The sequence below is a fragment of the Enterobacter hormaechei ATCC 49162 genome (genome assembly GCF_001875655.1).
Taxonomy (GTDB): Bacteria; Pseudomonadota; Gammaproteobacteria; order Enterobacterales; family Enterobacteriaceae; genus Enterobacter; species Enterobacter hormaechei.
Genome location: NZ_MKEQ01000001.1, coordinates 3001509 through 3018382, shown reverse-complemented (window position 1 = coordinate 3018382; position 16874 = coordinate 3001509). Strand labels below are relative to the sequence as shown.

Sequence of the window (16874 nt, the reverse complement as noted above, 5' to 3'; positions counted from 1 at the left end):
ACGGTTTTGATGCGTTCATTATAATGGAAATACGTTCGATATGGCTAAAATGGTATGAAGAAACACCTCTCTTGCCTGAAAGGCGACACGATAAAAGCGATCGTCCTGGTCTGCCTCGCGGTGGGCGTGGTCGGCATGTCCTATGGCTCACTGGCGATGGCCTACGGTTTCCCGCTGTGGGTGCCGTTTGTCCTCTCCCTCACCGTGCTGGCAGGCGCGTCCGAGTTTATGTTTATCGGCATCGTGGCGAGCGGCGGCAATCCGCTGGCGGCGGCCGCGGCGGGTTTACTGGTTAACGCCCGCCATGTGCCCTTCGGCGTGACGGTGCGTGAACTGGTGGGCAAGCGCGGCCTGAGCTTTTTAGGCTGTCATATCATGAACGATGAAAGCGTGGTGTTCGGCCTGTCGCAAAAAACCGCCGAGCAGCGTAAAGCGGCCTACTGGCTGTGCGGCCTGGGCGTGGCAATCATCTGGCCTTTGGGTGCGGTGCTGGGCGCGATGGTCGGTAAACTGCTGCCGGACCCGGAAACCATCGGGCTGGATGCGGTGTTTCCGGCGATCCTGCTGGCGTTAGTGGTACCGGCATTTAAAAACCGCACCACGCTGATCCGCGCCTGTAGCGGCGCGATGTTGTCGCTGGCCGCCGTACCGTTTGCCCCGGTGGGCCTGCCGGTGCTGCTCTCTTTGCTCGGACTCGCCGCGAGGAAAAAATAATGGAAAACATGACGGTCTTTATCCTCGGCATCGCCATTTTGTCTGCCGGAACTTATCTGATGCGTCTTGGCGGGGCGAAACTCGGCAACCGGCTGGCGCTTTCTGAACGATCGCAGGCGCTGCTTTCAGATGCGGCAACGGTTTTGCTGTTCTCCGTCGCGCTGGCGACAACCTTTTATGAAGGGGAACATTTTGCCGGGATGGCGCGCGTGCTGGGCGTGGGGTTCGCGGTGTTTCTGGCCTGGCGTAAGATGCCGCTCATTGTGGTGATCGTGGCGGCGGCGGTGGTGACGGCGCTGTTGCGCCTGGCGGGGATCCACTAAGAAAAATGCCCGGCAGAACAGCTCTGCCGGGCATCGAAGGGATTAATGTGCAGGAAGCGTATCGACGTTAAGCGTCAGCGTCTCTACAAAATCCGTTGTGTTAGTGACGTTGAACGCCTTATCGGAAAGATAGGTCGTGATCATCATGGTGGCGGTGAACTGCTCGCCCGCTATTTCCGTACCGCTAACCGCAGCCAGTGCTTTTTCCGGCTTCAGCGTCACCTGGGAAGCGCCACCCTGAACGGCTACCGCACCAATATCGACCGCAGCAAGCTGCACCGGGATACCGTCCACCCGCCCATCTCTAAATTCGATTTTCATCGCGCCATTATCCGTAAAGCGATACGCCATATTCTGTCGGGCAGCACCGTCAATGGAGATGCGCATTTTTCGTGCATTCGGACACAGGGCCGACACCTGAAACTCGCGCGTTACCGAGGCATAGCCGTTATAGACCTTACCAACATGTTCAGCAGAGGCCTGCCGCATATCCTCCTTACGGTAGCGCCCGTAATCGACTTTCTTCACCGCCGACATCATGTCACAGTCGCCGTCATCGGCTTGTGCCATTCCCGACAGTCCCGTTGAGCCACAGAGCAACGCAAACATCAGCGCGTATTGACGAACGTTATTCAGAGACATTTCCCTGTCACCTCTTCATAGAATTTATTCGGTTCCGCCTCTGGCAGGGTATACGTTAGCCTGCAACGCCCTTCATCCAGCTTCGCATACAGCTGCTGGGTAGCGGAGATATCGTTCAGGAAGATCACGCCGTCTTCTGGCGCACTCGTCACATACTCCCCTGCCGCATCCACAATCGAGACACCTTCCGGCAGCGGCGTACCGTCCGCACGGCGAATACTGAGCAGCACGCGACGCTGGCTTAACGTCGCAAACTCCCACTTCGCCACGGCGCCGTGAGACGCGTTGATCGCTGTTCGGCCATTTCTTACGTCCAGATTGCCTGGCAGGCTTTCCGTATTGATCTCAATTGTGCTTTCACGGAACGGTGACAGCGCGGGAACAACCGCCTGGCCCCATTTATCGGTCCATACCGCGCCGCGCGAGGTGGCTATCTCGATGCCAGCCACCGGTTTATCCAGTCTGGCAATGGCGTACGTATCGCTCACGCGGTAAGGCGAGAAGGTCACACCGTCGCTGTGGGCGACAATCCCGCCGCTTAACGATGCGGAGAAGTTGGTGTTGTTGTCGTTATCTCCGCCAGCGGCCAGCGCCAGGTTGGTGTAATGCAGATTACTGTTCAGCGAGCTATCCCAGCTGGTGGTGTTCTCTTCATGATCCTGAGCCACCCCTACCATGTACTGGTTCTCGGCGTTGAGCGAGCCCATCGCCCGCGTGCCGTAGGAGGCCTGACCTTCGCTCTCGCGATACCAGGAGCTGGTTGACACCCCGGAGCGTCCCAGCGGGATCGACACATTCACGTAAAACTGATCGTTGTCGCTGCTGTCGTGACGGCTGACATCCGACTCCCAGTTCACGCTCACGTTGAAGTATTTAAAGGTTTGCGACCACGACGAGATAAACCGGCGGCTGTCGTATTCGCTGTTCCAGCTCTCATTGCGGTAATAGCTTAGCGAGAAGCGGCCTAGCGTCGCGTTTGACCAGTTGATGCCGACATTAGTGTCGTATTTGGTTTGCGACATATCATCATCGTCGCCGTAAAGTTCCGTCATCTCGCGGTAGTCCGGGGTGCCGTAGCTGCCGCCCAGCGAAAGCCCAATGCCCCACGGCAGGGAGTAACCCAGATCCAGCGTCGTTTTGTTGCCATCGGTTTGCGACTGGTTGTCTATTGATGCCAGAAAACCCAGCGAGGCATACAGGTTCTGCATCGGTACGGTATCGAGGTTGCCGGAGAAGCCATAATAGTGGTTATCCGCCATCACCATACCGGCCAGGAAATTTACACGCTTATTGATAGACCAGCCGTTATTGGCAGACACCACCCACGGATTTTCAAAGCGTGAGTCCATGTCTTCAACGCGACCCACAGCCAGCGCAAAGCCCGGAGCACGGCCCACATGGTTACTGCGGAACGTGCTCGCCGAGACGGTAAACCGGTTTTCGCTGCCGTCAGTCTCGGTCACGGTGACGTTCAGGTCAGTGTTGAGGTTAGCCAGCGGCACGTCATCCAGGCTGAACGGCCCGGCGGGAACCAGCGTGGAGTAAATAAGCTGTCCGCCCTGGCGGATATCCACGCGGGCCTGCGGAGTACGGGCAATACCGCTGACTTCGACGCCTGTCCCCGCCTGGGGAGTCAGTGCGGTATCCGGCATCATCTGCACCCCGTAAATACCCGGAATACTGAAGCGGCTGTTGGCGACGTTAATCTGGCCGCCCTGCACCATCACGCCATAATCGGTAAAGGTACGTTGGGCATACGTGTAGAGAGATTCGACGTCAAAATCCTGATCGCTGCCGTCGCTAATGAACTGCGTGCTGCGCACAATCCAGTCTCCGGCGTTAAAGCCCATTTCAAAGGTGGACTGGAAACGATCGGCATTGTCATCATCGTATCGATTATGGGTGCCGAACATGGAGTAATTCAGCATGGCTGCACGTCCGCCGCGCACCTCTGCGAACTGGCGGCCATAATCAGGATCCAGCGCTTCCGGCGGAACGACAACCGATATTTCACCTCTGTCCGGCGATGTCTGAATCGTAGACCCGGACCAGTACTGATGAATCTTCGGGCAGGTACCTCTTTTCGTCTGTTTAATCAGGCCCGCGTTTTCCAGAAACTCTTTATCGATACAAGGCGTTCCTTCTTCATCAAACTTCACGGGCATAATATTGCGCTGCTTACCATTAAGATTCACAGTCACATTATGGTAGCCAGGGGTAAAACGGGGAGCGAGGGCATAGTAATCCGCAATGGCCGGATCAAGTCCGTTATTTTTTAACGCATCCTGGTCAAATATGGCCCGTGCCAATTCCAGAGACTCATTCGCATTAGAGGAAATCTCAGCCCGAATATTAAATGCCAGCGCACTCAGGCAAAAAACGAGCATTCCCTTTTTACAGGAACCGTTTAACATAACTACTCCATGTACCGTTAAGTGATTTTATTGCTTAAGGTCGGCGATATAAGTGCCAGCCTTATAGCCATAACGCGTTGCCGGATAGATTTCGATTTGTTTTTCGGATGCTGATATTTTGGCTGACGCGCGGGCTGTCATTTTTTCGCCAGGCAGGATATAGGCTTTATCCAGTTTGGCAATCGTTCCTGACGCCATTAATTTTACCTTTTGCTCAATCCGGACAACATAAGGCGTATTATTTTCAACCGTGACATTGCCATTTTTTATCTGCCAGGTGAGGGCCTTCCAGGGTTCGATATTTACTGCCAGGCCAGCCGGGCGAATAATGACAGGAAGGTTCTGGCTAAACACCACTTTAACTTTGTTTTTTTCGCGCTGTGGGATGGCGGTAAAAATGACACGCTTGAGATGTTCCACCTTCAGCGGCTCAGCGCTGTTTTTCAGCACAAAACGCACACGCTGGGTTTTACCCGCATCTACGCGCACAACCGGCTGCGTGGCAATCAGGCCCGGTTTTGGGTCGTCCGGGAGATCAATAATTTTAGTGTAAAGCAGTTGAGCTTCAGCATCGGTGTTTTTGACATCCATGCTGCCTCCCTGCTCGTCTTCATTGACAATACGCAGCGAGGTATCCGGCACCATTCCGGCAGCCATACTGTTGAATGAGGCCAGCAGGCAGGCACAGATCAGCGTTCTTTTTAAAAACAGCATAATATTAGTCCATTAATATTGATAAATGACACCTCACCGGAGTGAGGTGCCGGGTATTTCATAACGTGTGGGGCGATTACAGATAAACCAACTCAACGTTGGTTAAACCGTCCAGCTTGGCTTCATCCGTAATCTTTAAATCGTTGGTTGGGTTAATCGCCGCGACAACACCGACGTTAAAGTTAACCTTGGTTTGTGGGACAGGCGTGCCACCCAGTTCTGAACTGAAGGAATAGATTTCGCTTTTGTTAGTTTTAAGCTGTAAATAACGATTCCCTGCTTTATTACCCCAAGTTGAACCGTTATTAAACGAGTAGGTTGGATACAGCTCATCACCGGCGTCGTTTGTCACAGCGCCCTTCGTCAACTGCATACCGAGTGAATAAGTGCCAATCGGCTTGCCGTTATACATGCCAAGTCCGGCGGTATAATCCATGGTAGTCGCAAAGTCTGAGTCTGGCCAAGCAGGCACATCTTCCGTTGGCGCAGAGTCAGCATGCGCATCGTTAAAGGTTACCGCAATACGGGTCGCGTCTTCGCAGGTAATAGAGATCGGGATAATTTTCACATCCGGCAGCGACGTGACCGTCGTTGAATTCAGGGAAGCGACTTTTATTGTGCCGAAATCAGCAATACCGCCGCCGCTAATAAATGCCGGTGTACAGGAAGAGGGTAAAATTTTTCCCGTTACCTGAATATCAATACTGGAAGCCGCCATTGCAGAAGAAGCCGCTACTGCCAGTACAGATGCCAGCACTCCTTTTTTAAATATCGCGTTCATTTAATTTCCTTATTTGAGTGAAATACAAAAAAACCAAAAGAAAAACATTTGGTTTTAGGGTTGGTGATTTAATATTGTTGCCGAAAATACCATCACGAATAAGCGCGATCAATGACTCAAAATCTCTTTAGGATTAACGCCCGAGGATTTCCTTATTGTCAGGACTGGATTATTATTTATTTCTATATGTAACCGCGAAGCACAGGCTTAAAACCGATATAACCATTCACCGCTATAATGTAAATAGCAAACTGGTAAGACCATTCATTTGCATCATGTATGTAACAAAATATTTTTCAGGGACGGTATATCAAGAAAACGATATAAGGAATCTATTATTCAGACAATAAGTAATATCCGAAGGATACGGCTATCTTCTTATGGGTTGAAATATCAGACGATTGAAACAGGAAGGAGGGGTAAATACAGGGGAAAAAAAGTACAACCTGTCCCTGCTCCGAAGAGCAGGGGACAGTGGCTAATTGACTTATTTGTTCAGTTCAGCGGTCATGTGTACGCGGTTACCGGTGAATGCCTGGGTAATTTTGTAGGATGACGCGCCCGCTTCCTGAGCCTGTGCGGCAATTTTAGCTTCAGCACCATCCAGCGTAGAGGAGGATGCGGTCACTGTCTGCGCAGCGAAAGAACCGAAAGACGTAGCCAGAGCGATTACAGCGACAAAAGTTTTGATGCTATTCATGTGTTTTAACCCTTTCGTTAAGTTGTTTTGGTAAGGCACCGTGCCTTGATGAGATAAATATTAGTCCTCATCCCGGCCAACTGATAGCGGAAGGATTTGCCATAATCATTCAAAATTACTGATCAACCAATAACCGCTGTGGATGGGTATAAATTGTTGCCCTTCCCGGCTTGCAGAACCCCACCAGCGTCAGGTTGCAGCGCTCCGCCACCTCCACCGCCAGCGTGGTTGCCGCTGACACCGCAAACAAGATCTCCACACCGCACATCGCGGACTTTTGCACCATCTCATAGCTGGCGCGGCTGGAGACTAACGCCGCGCCCTGCTGCCAGACGTTGCTTTCCCGAGCGCGGCGGCCTAACAGCTTGTCCAGCGCGACGTGGCGGCCCACGTCCTCATGCCCTCCGGCAATATCCCCTGACGGCGACACCCACGCCGCCGCGTGCGTGCAGCCGCTGAGCTGGCCGATGGGTTGCACGTCGTTCAGGTGCTCAAGCGCCCGGTCAAGATGCGCCAGGTTAAAGGTCTGGGTGAATGGCAGCGGGATAATCGGTTTGCCGATATCGTTAAGCTGTTCAACGCCGCACACGCCGCAGCCGGTACGTCCGGCCAGCGCCCGGCGGCGCTCTTTCAGCCCCATAAAGCGACGACTCGAAAGTTCAATTTGAACTTCAAGACCATTGCAGGCCTGAACCACGTCCATGCCGTAGATCTCCTGCGGATGCGCAATGATGCCTTCCGAGAGGGAAAAACCCATGGCGAACAGCTCAAGATCTTTTGGTGAGGCCATCATCACCACATGCGAAATCCCGTTGTATACCAGGGCAACGGGAACTTCTTGCGCCAGAAAATCTGGCGTGGCATGTGAAATGTGAGGCGGTCTGTGTACCGACAGTTCCACAATGCCCGCAGGCAGTGGCGACATGTGGGTAGCACGGTTTTGTTTAGACACGACGGTATTCCTGAACAACCACGGAAGTGAGCCTGCTATTGCAACACAAACGGCAGACCTTACGCATAGTATGGATCAATTTTTCAGCGACCATTCTCCTACTCAATACGGAGGGGTGCAACCGGTCGCCTGCTACACCTCTTTAACATGCGCAGGGAAAAATGTGATTAGTATCACATTTTATAATCAATGCCGTGATAATACGTTCACTTTGTTTTAACGCCGTTGGAACAGGCGTACCGACATTGTGGTATTCTGGGCTTATCCCTCGGAGAAATGAGGGATTAACGCAAATTTTTCTCCTTTGCGGTTAATTCTCAACCGCAAAGTAAAACTACATAGCAATGTCGTAATGAACCAAGGAGTGACCCATGCAGGTCAGCAGAAGGCAGTTCTTTAAGATCTGCGCTGGCGGTATGGCAGGCACCACGGCGGCGGCACTGGGCTTTGCGCCCGGTGTAGCGCTGGCGGAAACACGGCAGTATAAACTGCTGCGCACCCGCGAAACCCGTAACACCTGTACGTACTGCTCCGTCGGCTGTGGGCTGTTAATGTATAGCCTCGGCGACGGTGCGAAAAACGCCAAAGCATCCATTTTCCACATTGAAGGCGATCCGGATCATCCGGTCAACCGTGGTGCGCTGTGTCCGAAAGGGGCCGGTCTGGTAGATTTTATCCACTCCGAAAGCCGCCTGAAGTTTCCTGAGTATCGCGCTCCAGGCTCTGACAAATGGCAGCAAATCAGCTGGGAAGAGGCGTTTGATCGCATCGCTAAGCTGATGAAAGAAGACCGCGATGCCAACTTTATCGCGAAGAATGCCGAAGGCACCACCGTCAACCGCTGGCTCTCCACCGGCATGCTGTGTGCGTCTGCGTCCAGTAACGAAACCGGCTATTTAACCCAGAAATTTACGCGCGCACTCGGTATGCTCGCGGTCGACAACCAGGCGCGTGTCTGACACGGACCAACGGTAGCAAGTCTTGCTCCAACATTTGGTCGCGGTGCGATGACCAACCACTGGGTCGACATCAAAAACGCCAACCTTGTCGTGGTGATGGGTGGTAACGCCGCTGAAGCGCACCCGGTCGGGTTCCGCTGGGCGATGGAAGCCAAAATCCACAACGGTGCGAAACTGATTGTGATCGATCCCCGCTTTACGCGTACGGCGTCAGTGGCGGATTTCTACACCCCTATTCGTTCAGGTACTGACATCACTTTCCTGTCAGGCGTATTGCTGTACCTGATGACTAACGAAAAATACAACCGCGAATACACCGAAGCCTATACCAACGCCAGCCTGATCGTGCGTGAGGACTACAGCTTCGACGATGGTCTGTTCAGCGGTTACGACGCCGAAAAACGCAAATACGACAAAACCAGCTGGAACTACGAGCTGGACGAAAACGGCTTTGCGAAGCGCGACACCACCCTGCAACACCCGCGCTGCGTGTGGAACCTGCTGAAAGAGCACGTATCCCGCTATACGCCGGACGTTGTGGAAAACATCTGTGGGACGCCGAAGGCAGACTTCCTGAAGGTGTGCGAGCTGATCGCGGAGACCAGCGCGAAGGACAAAACCGCGTCGTTCCTGTATGCCCTCGGCTGGACGCAGCACTCCATCGGCGCGCAGAACATCCGTACCATGGCAATGGTTCAGCTGCTCCTCGGCAACATGGGGATGGCAGGCGGCGGCGTGAACGCCCTGCGTGGCCACTCTAACATTCAGGGTCTGACCGACCTTGGTCTGCTGTCGCAAAGCCTGACGGGTTACATGAACCTGCCAAACGAGAAACAGACCGACCTGCAAACCTACCTCACGGCCAGCACGCCAAAACCGCTGCTCGAAGGCCAGGTCAACTACTGGGGCAATTATCCGAAGTTCTTCGTCTCGCTGATGAAAGCCTTCTACGGCGACAAAGCGACCGCTGATAACAGCTGGGGCTTTGACTGGCTGCCGAAGTGGGACAAAGGTTACGACGTACTCCAGTACTTCGAAATGATGCACCAGGGCCAGGTTAACGGCTATATCTGCCAGGGCTTTAACCCGGTAGCGTCGTTCCCGAACAAGAACAAGGTTGTCGAGTCTCTGTCGAAGCTGAAGTTCCTGGTCACGATTGACCCGCTCAATACCGAAACGTCCACGTTCTGGCAGAACCACGGTGAGTCGAATGATGTCGACCCATCGAAGATTCAGACCGAAGTGTTCCGTCTGCCGTCTACCTGCTTCGCGGAAGAGAACGGGTCTATCGTCAACTCCGGCCGCTGGTTGCAGTGGCACTGGAAAGGCGCGGATGCCCCGGGCATCGCCATGAACGACGGCGAGATCCTGGCCGGTATCTTCTTACGCCTGCGTAAAATGTACGCGGCTGAAGGCGGTGCAACGCCTGAGCCTGTACTGAACATGACCTGGAACTACTCGACGCCAGAGAATCCGTCGCCGGAAGAAGTGGCGATGGAGAGCAACGGTAAGGCACTGGCGGACGTTATCGACCCGGCGACCGGTACCGTGCTGGCGAAGAAAGGCGATCAGCTCAGCACCTTCGCGCACCTGCGTGATGACGGTACAACCTCCAGCGGCTGCTGGATCTTTGCCGGTAGCTGGACGCCGAAAGGCAACCAGATGGCCAACCGCGACAACGCCGATCCGTCGGGCCTCGGCAATACGCTGGGCTGGGCATGGGCATGGCCGCTCAACCGCCGCATCCTCTATAACCGCGCATCCGCTGACCCGCAGGGCAACCCGTGGGATCCGAAGCGTCAGCTTCTGAAGTGGGACGGCGCGAAATGGGGCGGCGTGGATATTCCGGACTACAGCACTGCCGCACCAGGCAGCGACGTCGGGCCGTTTATCATGCAGCCTGAAGGGATGGGGCGTCTGTTTGCTATCGATAAGATGGCGGAAGGACCGTTCCCGGAACACTATGAGCCGTTTGAGACGCCGCTGGGCACTAACCCGCTGCACCCGAACGTGGTCTCTAACCCGGCAGCCCGTATCTTCAAGAGCGATTTTGACGCGCTGGGTAAAAAGGACAAGTTCCCGTATGTCGGCACCACTTACCGTCTGACCGAGCACTTCCACTACTGGACCAAGCACGCGCTGCTTAACGCCATCGCGCAGCCGGAACAGTTTGTGGAGATCGGCGAGAAGCTGGCGAACAAACTCGGCATTGCCCATGGTGATACCGTGAAGGTCTCCTCTAACCGCGGCTACATTAAAGCCAAGGCGGTGGTGACCAAGCGTATTCGCACGCTGAACGTTCACGGTCAGCAGGTGGATACCATCGGTATTCCGATTCACTGGGGTTACGAGGGCGTGGCGAAGAAAGGGTTCATTGCGAACACCCTGACGCCGTTCGTCGGTGATGCGAACACGCAGACGCCGGAGTTTAAGGCCTTCCTCGTGAACGTGGAAAAGGTGTAACGGAGACGACTTATGGCTTATCAATCTCAGGACATTATCCGTCGTTCCGCGACTAACGGTTTCACGCCCGCGCCTCAGGCGCGGGACCACCAGCAGGAAGTGGCCAAGCTTATCGACGTGACCACCTGTATCGGCTGTAAAGCCTGTCAGGTGGCCTGTTCAGAGTGGAACGACATCCGTGACGAAGTGGGTCACAACGTCGGGGTGTACGACAACCCGGCGGACCTGACCGCCAAGTCCTGGACGGTAATGCGTTTCTCGGAAGTGGAGCAGAACGACAAACTGGAATGGCTTATCCGCAAAGACGGCTGTATGCACTGTGCGGATCCGGGCTGTCTGAAGGCGTGTCCGTCAGAAGGGGCTATCATTCAGTATGCCAACGGCATCGTCGACTTCCAGTCCGAGCAGTGCATTGGCTGCGGCTACTGCATCGCGGGCTGTCCGTTCGACGTGCCGCGCATGAACCCGGAAGACAACCGCGTCTACAAATGTACGCTGTGCGTTGACCGCGTCAATGTCGGTCAGGAGCCAGCGTGCGTGAAGACCTGCCCAACCGGCGCTATCCACTTTGGCTCCAAAGAGGATATGAAAACGCTGGCGGCAGAGCGCGTGGGCGAGCTGAAAACCCGTGGTTACGACAACGCGGGCCTGTACGATCCAGCCGGGGTGGGCGGTACGCACGTGATGTACGTGCTGCACCACGCCGACAAGCCGAATCTGTATCACGGCCTGCCGGAGAACCCGGAAATCAGCGCCACCGTGAAGTTCTGGAAAGGCATCTGGAAACCGCTGGCAGCGGTCGGTTTTGCTGCCACCTTCGCAGCGAGCATCTTCCACTACGTCGGCGTTGGTCCGAACCGCGCGGAAGAGGAAGACGACAACCTGCATGAAGAGAAAGACGAGGTGCGCAAATGAGAAAACGTGACACCATCGTGCGCTACACCGCGCCGGAACGCATCAACCACTGGGTCACCGCCTTCTGCTTCATGCTGGCGGCGATAAGCGGGCTGGGATTCTTCTTCCCGTCCTTCAACTGGCTGATGCAGATACTGGGTACGCCGCAGCTGGCGCGCATCCTTCACCCGTTCGTGGGTGTGGTGATGTTTGCCTCGTTTATCATCATGTTTTTCCGCTACTGGCACCATAACCTAATCAATCGGGATGATATCTTTTGGGCGAAGAATATTCGTAAGATCGTCGTCAACGAGGAAGTGGGTGACACCGGGCGTTATAACTTCGGCCAGAAATGCGTATTCTGGGCGGCGATTATCTTCCTGGTCCTGTTGCTGGTGAGCGGCGTGATCATCTGGCGTCCGTACTTTGCGCCTGCTTTCTCAATCCCGGTGATCCGATTTGCGCTGATGCTGCATTCATTTGCCGCAGTGGCGTTAATTGTGGTTATCATGGTGCATATTTACGCCGCCCTCTGGGTGAAAGGCACCATTACCGCGATGGTGGAAGGATGGGTAACCAGTACGTGGGCGAAGAAACATCACCCGCGCTGGTACCGTGAAGTCCGCCAGAAACAGGAAAAGTCATCTGAATGAGTATTCGCATAATCCCGCAAGATGAGCTGGGGTCGAGCGAGAAACGTACGGCGGAGTATATTCCGCCGTTGTTATTCCCCAGACTCAAGAACCTCTACAACCGCCGCGCAGAGCGTCTGCGCGAGCTGGCAGAGAACAACCCGCTGGGCGATTTTCTGCGTTTTGCCGCGCTGGTCGCCCATGCGCAGGAAGTGGTGCTGTACGACCACCCACTGCAAATGGACCTGACCGCACGCATTAAGGAAGCCAGCGAGCAGGGCAAGCCGCCGCTGGATATTCACGTCCTGCCGCGTGACAAGCACTGGCATAAGCTGCTGCATTCCCTGATTGCCGAGCTGAAGCCCGAGATGAGCGGCACGGCGCTGGCGGTCATTGAGAACCTGGAAAAAGCCTCCGATCAGGAGCTGGAAGAGATGGCGAGCGCGCTGTTCGCGTCTGACTTCTCGCTGGTCAGCAGCGATAAAGCGCCGTTCATCTGGGCTGCGCTGTCACTCTACTGGGCACAAATGGCGAGCCTGATCCCGGGCAAAGCCCGCGCCGAATACGGCGAAGCGCGCCAGTTCTGCCCGGTGTGTGGTTCAATGCCGGTCTCCAGCATGGTACAGATTGGCACCACGCAGGGGCTGCGCTATCTGCACTGCAACCTGTGTGAAACCGAGTGGCATGTGGTGCGCATCAAGTGCAGCAACTGCGAGCAGACCCGCGATCTGAACTACTGGTCACTGGAAAATGAAGATGCGGCGGTGAAAGCTGAAAGCTGCGGCGACTGCGGGACCTACCTGAAGATTCTGTATCAGGAAAAAGACCCGAAAGTCGAAGCCGTGGCCGACGATCTCGCCTCGCTGATTCTGGACGCGAAGATGGAGCAGGAGGGCTTTGCCCGTAGCTCTATCAACCCGTTCCTGTTCCCGGGTGAAGGGGAGTAATCTCCACCAAAGCCCGGTGAGCCTCTGTGCAACCGGGCTATTTACTGCGATAGCGCAGTGATGACATGTTGAGGGTCGTTAGCAATGGCGCGCAATAGCGCTTTGGCTGGGCCTGTAGGTGAGCGTCTGCCCTGCTCCCAGTTACGCAACGTATCAACACTGACAGAGATGAGATTCGCGAATTTACTCTGTGATAGACCGGATGCCTGACGGATTTCTTTAATTTTCATCGCATCGATTTGAAACGTACGCGACGGCTCGCGTTGGCCCTCGGCAATTTCGTTCATTTGCGCAATGCTTTGGGTTAATCGCTCAAACAGCGCCTTCTCCATTTACCACCTCTCTATCATCTTTTTCAGAATGGCTTTCTCCCTCGCGGACAGGTCATCTTTGATCCCTTTGCGATAAATGAGCAGCAACCTGATTTCAAACTCACGCGTACGATGAAAATAGATGACTCTGACTCCACCACGCTTCCCCTTACCGCCAGCAAGCCAGCGAATCTTTCGCAGGCCTCCCGTATTCTGGATAAGATCGCCGTACTCCGGTTGCGTAGCCAGGAATATCTGGAACCTATGATATTCGTCGTCATCCAGTAACGTTTTGACGTCTTCTGTGAAAATATCCGTTTCAATGAATAGCATTAATCATACGCCATTGGCTTATAGTAACAAATGCTCAATGTACGTCAATGACGTACCCCTGGCTAATTACGTTAAAGGGATACGCTGAATAAAGCGAATGGTACTTCCAGCTACGTTGTGTATTTGCGAGCCGCTTTCCAGATGACCGTTACTCCTCCTCGTTCCCGCCCTCCTCATACGCACCATACGGCTTCGCAGGAAGAACGATGTAAGTTCCTTCAAACACCGCGCCCGGTGTTTCATCGCCAAATAGCTCAACCTGCATCTGCACACGTGCTTTGCGGCCACGCGCCAGACGATCAAGGTCACCGCCCAGTGCGCCCAGGTCCGCCACCGCGCTCGGCTTACCGCTGATCGGCGCGCTGTAGCGGATATGGGCATCGGCCAGAATAATGGTGCCGCCGAGATGACGCTCGCGCAGCATCAGCCAAATCAGCCCCCAGCCTGTGAGCGTGGCGAGGGAAAACAGGCTGCCGGCAAACAGGGTATGGTGCGGGTTCTGGTTGCCGGTTTCCGGCATGGTGGTAATGAATTTTTGACCGGTGTACTGCTGAATACGCACGCCCATTTTTTCACTGAGCGGAATGTGCTGATACCACGCCTGCTGGAGCTGCCCGCACCAGTCGGCGCGATGGAGAATATCGTCCAGGGTGGCGATGGGTTTGATCATCAAAAAGTGACGAATCGGCGTAGTTTGCGGGGCGGTGATTTCCCCCTGATTCACGAAACCGAGCTTGGAAAAGAACTCAACGGCATCTTCGCGGGCGCTACAGGTGACGCGCTTGACCCCTTCCTGACGGGCGACGGATTCCAGCGTCATTGCCATCAGCGTTCCGAGGCCTTTGTCCTGTACGGAGGGGTGAACGGCCATAAAGCGGATTGAGGCTTCGTTGTCGGCATTGATATACAGACGTCCTACGGCAACGAGGTTGCCCTCTTCATCAACCACCATCTGGTGGTGCGCCATCGCGTCCCAGGCGTCGCGTTCCGATCCTTTCGGTTGATGCAGTGGCTTGCGCAGCATTTCCCAGCGGAAATGGTAATAAGCGTCTAATTCTTCTTCCGTTTGCGGTACTCGAAGGTGATACATAGCTGTACTCTCTCTTGTTACCCGCGGCCACGCCGCCAGTTGGCTCATACCTGGAGCCAGAATGTGACGGGGCCATCGTTCACCAGCGATACCTGCATATCCGCAGCGAATCGTCCGGTTTGTGTGTTCATGTCCTGCTGGCGACAGCGCTCAACAAAGTACTCGTAAAGGGCTTCAGCACGATCCGGTGCCGCGCCTTTTGAAAAACTCGGACGCATGCCGCGTTCGGTATCGGCGGCCAGCGTAAACTGGGAGACCACCAGCACGCTGCCGCCCGCCTGCTGAACGTTCAGGTTCATCTTGCCTTCCGCATCACTGAAAATGCGGTAGCCCAGTACGCGCTCACACAAGCGATTGGCTTTTTGTTCGTCGTCATCCTTTTCGACACCTAATAGCACCAAAAGTCCTGGGCCAATTTCACCCGTCACCTCTCCCTCCACGGTGACGCTGGCACGGGTTACGCGCTGAATCAATGCAATCATGGTTGGTCTGCTTCTTGTTGTTTTTCAGCTTCTGCTGCTTTTTTGAGTTCCCGGTAGACCCCGAGAGTGACAGTTATTTCGGCGCCAAGCAAGACGATACACCACGTCCAGTAGACCCAGACAAACAAAATGGGGATCACCGCCAGCACGCCGTAAATCAGCTGATAAGAGGGAAACATGGTGATGTAAAGCGCGAATCCTTTCTTGCCCAGCTCAAAGAGCAACGCCGCGACCAGCGCACCCACCACGGCATCCCGGTTGGGTACGCGCGTGGTTGGCACTACGCTATAGAGCAGCCAGAACGAAAGCCACGATAAAATCAGCGGGAAGATACGCAGCACGTTGTCGATCACGCTGTTTAAGTCGGTCGCCCAGCGCAGCGAAAGAAGGTAGGAACTGATCGCCAGGCTTGCCCCCGCCAGCAATGGGCCAAGGGTTAAAATCATCCAGTAGACGGCAAAGGAGTAAACCTTTGGCCGGACTTTTTTGCTCCGCCAGATGGTGTTGAGCGCACTGTCGATGGAGTACATCAGCAGCAGCGCGGTAACAATAAGCCCGCACGCCCCCACCGCCGTCATCTTGCTGGAGTTGGCGACAAACTGCTCAATGTAGTTCTGGATCACATCGCCGGTGGCAGGAATAAAGTTCGCGAAAACAAAATGGCGAAGCTGCATGCTCACATCGGCAAACATCGGAAACGCCGAAAAAAGCGCAAAAATCACCGCCACCAGCGGAACCAGTGAGAGCAACGACACGTAAGCGAGATTGCCCGCCAGCGTGGTCATGTTGTCCTCATCAATACGGTGCCAGAGGAGTTTCAGCCACGCCCTGAGCGGGCGCGTGTGGTGATTGGCTTTTTGATGAACGGTTTTTAGCATAACTGCTTCGCGAAGTAGTTCGGTATCGTCTCTTTTCCGGTCACCAGAATGGAAGTGATACCCAACTGGTTAGCTCCCTCTATATTATCGGCGTTATCGTCAAAAAAGACCGCATCCGCCGCCGTGAATCCTTCTTCCTGCAATACCGCCTGATAGATGCGCGCCTCAGGTTTACGCATCCCCATCTCCTGGGAGAGATACACTTTATCTGCCGCCGCGTGGATTTCCGGGTATTCATCCGGCCAGAAGGTGGTATGCAGGCGGTTCGTATTTGACAGCACGACGACGCGATGCCCCTGCGCGCGCAACTTGTGCATGATGTCGATCACTTCCGGGCGGATCGCGACAAAAACCGCCTGCCAGCCGTGGGAAAATTGCTCGTAGCTTAACGAGAGGCCCATTTCCTGACAGAAACGCTCTGCGAACGCTTCGTCGCTGATCTCACCGCGCTCGTGCAAATGGAAAGTCTCGCCCATCGCGAAATTCTGCTTTAACGTTGCCAGCGGAACACGGCTAAAATCGCTCCATGCGCCCAGCACCCTGTTAAAATCGATATCGACGATTACATTTCCTAAGTCAAAGATATAAAGCATGTTTATCTCCTTTCGCCGTGGAAAAGTAACTGTAGCGGGAAAGAGAAACTTT

At 54.6% G+C, this 16874-nt stretch carries 18 protein-coding genes; 6 read left to right on the top strand and 12 right to left on the bottom strand.

All coding sequences use genetic code 11. From position 1 onward, the window contains the following. Positions 1 to 54: 54 nt before the first annotated feature. Together BH712_RS15030 and BH712_RS15025 are read left to right on the top strand one after the other, a co-directional pair. Positions 55 to 714: an AzlC family ABC transporter permease gene (locus BH712_RS15030; protein WP_006808702.1), complete on the top strand. Its 660-nt coding sequence runs from the start codon at positions 55 to 57 to the stop codon at positions 712 to 714. Continuing rightward, positions 714 to 1037, top strand: a complete 324-nt coding sequence (locus BH712_RS15025; RefSeq protein ID WP_006808703.1) for an AzlD domain-containing protein — start codon at positions 714 to 716, stop codon at positions 1035 to 1037. Before BH712_RS15030 ends, BH712_RS15025 begins: the two co-directional genes overlap by 1 nt. Before the next feature lie 42 nt (positions 1038 to 1079). Here BH712_RS15025 and BH712_RS15020 read toward each other — a convergent pair whose 3' ends face one another. From BH712_RS15020 to fdhD, 6 genes are all read right to left on the bottom strand, one after another. Further along, on the bottom strand, positions 1080 to 1679 hold the full coding sequence (locus BH712_RS15020; protein ID WP_006808704.1) for a DUF1120 domain-containing protein: 600 nt from the start codon (positions 1677 to 1679) through the stop codon (positions 1080 to 1082). Further along, on the bottom strand, positions 1670 to 4093 hold the full coding sequence (locus BH712_RS15015; RefSeq protein WP_006808705.1) for a fimbrial biogenesis usher protein: 2424 nt from the start codon (positions 4091 to 4093) through the stop codon (positions 1670 to 1672). Before BH712_RS15015 ends, BH712_RS15020 begins: the two co-directional genes overlap by 10 nt. Before the next feature lie 27 nt (positions 4094 to 4120). Continuing rightward, the gene (locus BH712_RS15010) at positions 4121 to 4807 is read right to left on the bottom strand and encodes a fimbria/pilus chaperone family protein (protein WP_006808706.1); all 687 of its coding nucleotides are present in this window, start codon (positions 4805 to 4807) and stop codon (positions 4121 to 4123) included. A gap of 76 nt (positions 4808 to 4883) precedes the next feature. Then, on the bottom strand, positions 4884 to 5588 hold the full coding sequence (locus tag BH712_RS15005) for a DUF1120 domain-containing protein (RefSeq protein ID WP_006808707.1): 705 nt from the start codon (positions 5586 to 5588) through the stop codon (positions 4884 to 4886). A 487-nt stretch (positions 5589 to 6075) separates the two neighbouring features. After that, complete coding sequence (locus tag BH712_RS15000) at positions 6076 to 6288, bottom strand: YdgH/BhsA/McbA family protein (RefSeq protein WP_006808708.1); 213 nt, start codon at positions 6286 to 6288, stop codon at positions 6076 to 6078. Between the two features lie 115 nt (positions 6289 to 6403). Further along, the gene (gene fdhD / locus BH712_RS14995) at positions 6404 to 7240 is read right to left on the bottom strand and encodes a formate dehydrogenase accessory sulfurtransferase FdhD (protein ID WP_006808709.1); all 837 of its coding nucleotides are present in this window, start codon (positions 7238 to 7240) and stop codon (positions 6404 to 6406) included. A 371-nt stretch (positions 7241 to 7611) separates the two neighbouring features. Between fdhD and fdnG the strand changes: the two genes are divergently transcribed. From fdnG to fdhE, 4 genes are read left to right on the top strand one after another with little or no spacing between them, the layout of a single operon-like run. Continuing rightward, positions 7612 to 10662 carry a formate dehydrogenase-N subunit alpha gene (gene fdnG / locus BH712_RS14985; protein WP_126546647.1) on the top strand — a complete coding sequence of 1017 codons (3051 nt, stop codon included), beginning with the start codon at positions 7612 to 7614 and terminating at the stop codon, positions 10660 to 10662. 12 nt (positions 10663 to 10674) lie between these two features. Beyond that, complete coding sequence (fdxH, locus tag BH712_RS14980; RefSeq protein ID WP_003861960.1) at positions 10675 to 11577, top strand: formate dehydrogenase subunit beta; 903 nt, start codon at positions 10675 to 10677, stop codon at positions 11575 to 11577. Continuing rightward, positions 11574 to 12209, top strand: a complete 636-nt coding sequence (fdoI, locus tag BH712_RS14975; protein WP_006808711.1) for a formate dehydrogenase cytochrome b556 subunit — start codon at positions 11574 to 11576, stop codon at positions 12207 to 12209. Before fdxH ends, fdoI begins: the two co-directional genes overlap by 4 nt. Continuing rightward, positions 12206 to 13135: a formate dehydrogenase accessory protein FdhE gene (fdhE, locus tag BH712_RS14970; protein WP_006808712.1), complete on the top strand. Its 930-nt coding sequence runs from the start codon at positions 12206 to 12208 to the stop codon at positions 13133 to 13135. The genes fdoI and fdhE overlap by 4 nt, the downstream gene beginning before the upstream one ends. Positions 13136 to 13176: 41 nt before the next feature. On the opposite strand, the gene nadS is transcribed toward fdhE, so the two are convergent. The 6 genes from nadS to yihX all read right to left on the bottom strand — a co-directional run bounded on the left by nadS (position 13177) and on the right by yihX (position 16822). Then, on the bottom strand, positions 13177 to 13467 hold the full coding sequence (gene nadS, locus BH712_RS14965; RefSeq protein WP_006808713.1) for a NadS family protein: 291 nt from the start codon (positions 13465 to 13467) through the stop codon (positions 13177 to 13179). Then, entirely contained in the window at positions 13468 to 13779 is a 312-nt protein-coding gene (locus BH712_RS25160) for a hypothetical protein (RefSeq protein ID WP_006808714.1), read from the bottom strand. It lies immediately after the preceding gene. A gap of 148 nt (positions 13780 to 13927) precedes the next feature. Further along, positions 13928 to 14869, bottom strand: coding sequence for a fatty acid biosynthesis protein FabY (gene fabY, locus BH712_RS14955; RefSeq protein WP_032673470.1), 942 nt, complete (start codon positions 14867 to 14869; stop codon positions 13928 to 13930). A 44-nt stretch (positions 14870 to 14913) separates the two neighbouring features. Continuing rightward, on the bottom strand, positions 14914 to 15351 hold the full coding sequence (gene dtd, locus BH712_RS14950; RefSeq protein WP_006808716.1) for a D-aminoacyl-tRNA deacylase: 438 nt from the start codon (positions 15349 to 15351) through the stop codon (positions 14914 to 14916). Then, positions 15348 to 16229, bottom strand: coding sequence for a virulence factor BrkB family protein (locus tag BH712_RS14945; RefSeq protein ID WP_003861949.1), 882 nt, complete (start codon positions 16227 to 16229; stop codon positions 15348 to 15350). Before BH712_RS14945 ends, dtd begins: the two co-directional genes overlap by 4 nt. Further along, positions 16223 to 16822 (bottom strand): glucose-1-phosphatase, encoded by a 600-nt coding sequence (gene yihX / locus BH712_RS14940; protein WP_000965688.1) that lies wholly within the window; start codon positions 16820 to 16822, stop codon positions 16223 to 16225. The genes BH712_RS14945 and yihX overlap by 7 nt, the downstream gene beginning before the upstream one ends. Positions 16823 to 16874 lie beyond the last annotated feature (52 nt).

Coding starts and splice junctions, on each gene's coding strand:
- BH712_RS15030 (WP_006808702.1), top strand. CDS start 55: ATGAAGAAACACCTCTCTTGCCTGAAAGGCGACACGATAAAAGCGATC.
- BH712_RS15025 (WP_006808703.1), top strand. CDS start 714: ATGGAAAACATGACGGTCTTTATCCTCGGCATCGCCATTTTGTCTGCC.
- BH712_RS15020 (WP_006808704.1), bottom strand. CDS start 1,679: ATGTCTCTGAATAACGTTCGTCAATACGCGCTGATGTTTGCGTTGCTC.
- BH712_RS15015 (WP_006808705.1), bottom strand. CDS start 4,093: ATGTTAAACGGTTCCTGTAAAAAGGGAATGCTCGTTTTTTGCCTGAGT.
- BH712_RS15010 (WP_006808706.1), bottom strand. CDS start 4,807: ATGCTGTTTTTAAAAAGAACGCTGATCTGTGCCTGCCTGCTGGCCTCA.
- BH712_RS15005 (WP_006808707.1), bottom strand. CDS start 5,588: ATGAACGCGATATTTAAAAAAGGAGTGCTGGCATCTGTACTGGCAGTA.
- BH712_RS15000 (WP_006808708.1), bottom strand. CDS start 6,288: ATGAATAGCATCAAAACTTTTGTCGCTGTAATCGCTCTGGCTACGTCT.
- fdxH (WP_003861960.1), top strand. CDS start 10,675: ATGGCTTATCAATCTCAGGACATTATCCGTCGTTCCGCGACTAACGGT.
- fdoI (WP_006808711.1), top strand. CDS start 11,574: ATGAGAAAACGTGACACCATCGTGCGCTACACCGCGCCGGAACGCATC.
- fdhE (WP_006808712.1), top strand. CDS start 12,206: ATGAGTATTCGCATAATCCCGCAAGATGAGCTGGGGTCGAGCGAGAAA.
- nadS (WP_006808713.1), bottom strand. CDS start 13,467: ATGGAGAAGGCGCTGTTTGAGCGATTAACCCAAAGCATTGCGCAAATG.
- BH712_RS25160 (WP_006808714.1), bottom strand. CDS start 13,779: ATGCTATTCATTGAAACGGATATTTTCACAGAAGACGTCAAAACGTTA.
- fabY (WP_032673470.1), bottom strand. CDS start 14,869: ATGTATCACCTTCGAGTACCGCAAACGGAAGAAGAATTAGACGCTTAT.
- dtd (WP_006808716.1), bottom strand. CDS start 15,351: ATGATTGCATTGATTCAGCGCGTAACCCGTGCCAGCGTCACCGTGGAG.
- BH712_RS14945 (WP_003861949.1), bottom strand. CDS start 16,229: ATGCTAAAAACCGTTCATCAAAAAGCCAATCACCACACGCGCCCGCTC.
- yihX (WP_000965688.1), bottom strand. CDS start 16,822: ATGCTTTATATCTTTGACTTAGGAAATGTAATCGTCGATATCGATTTT.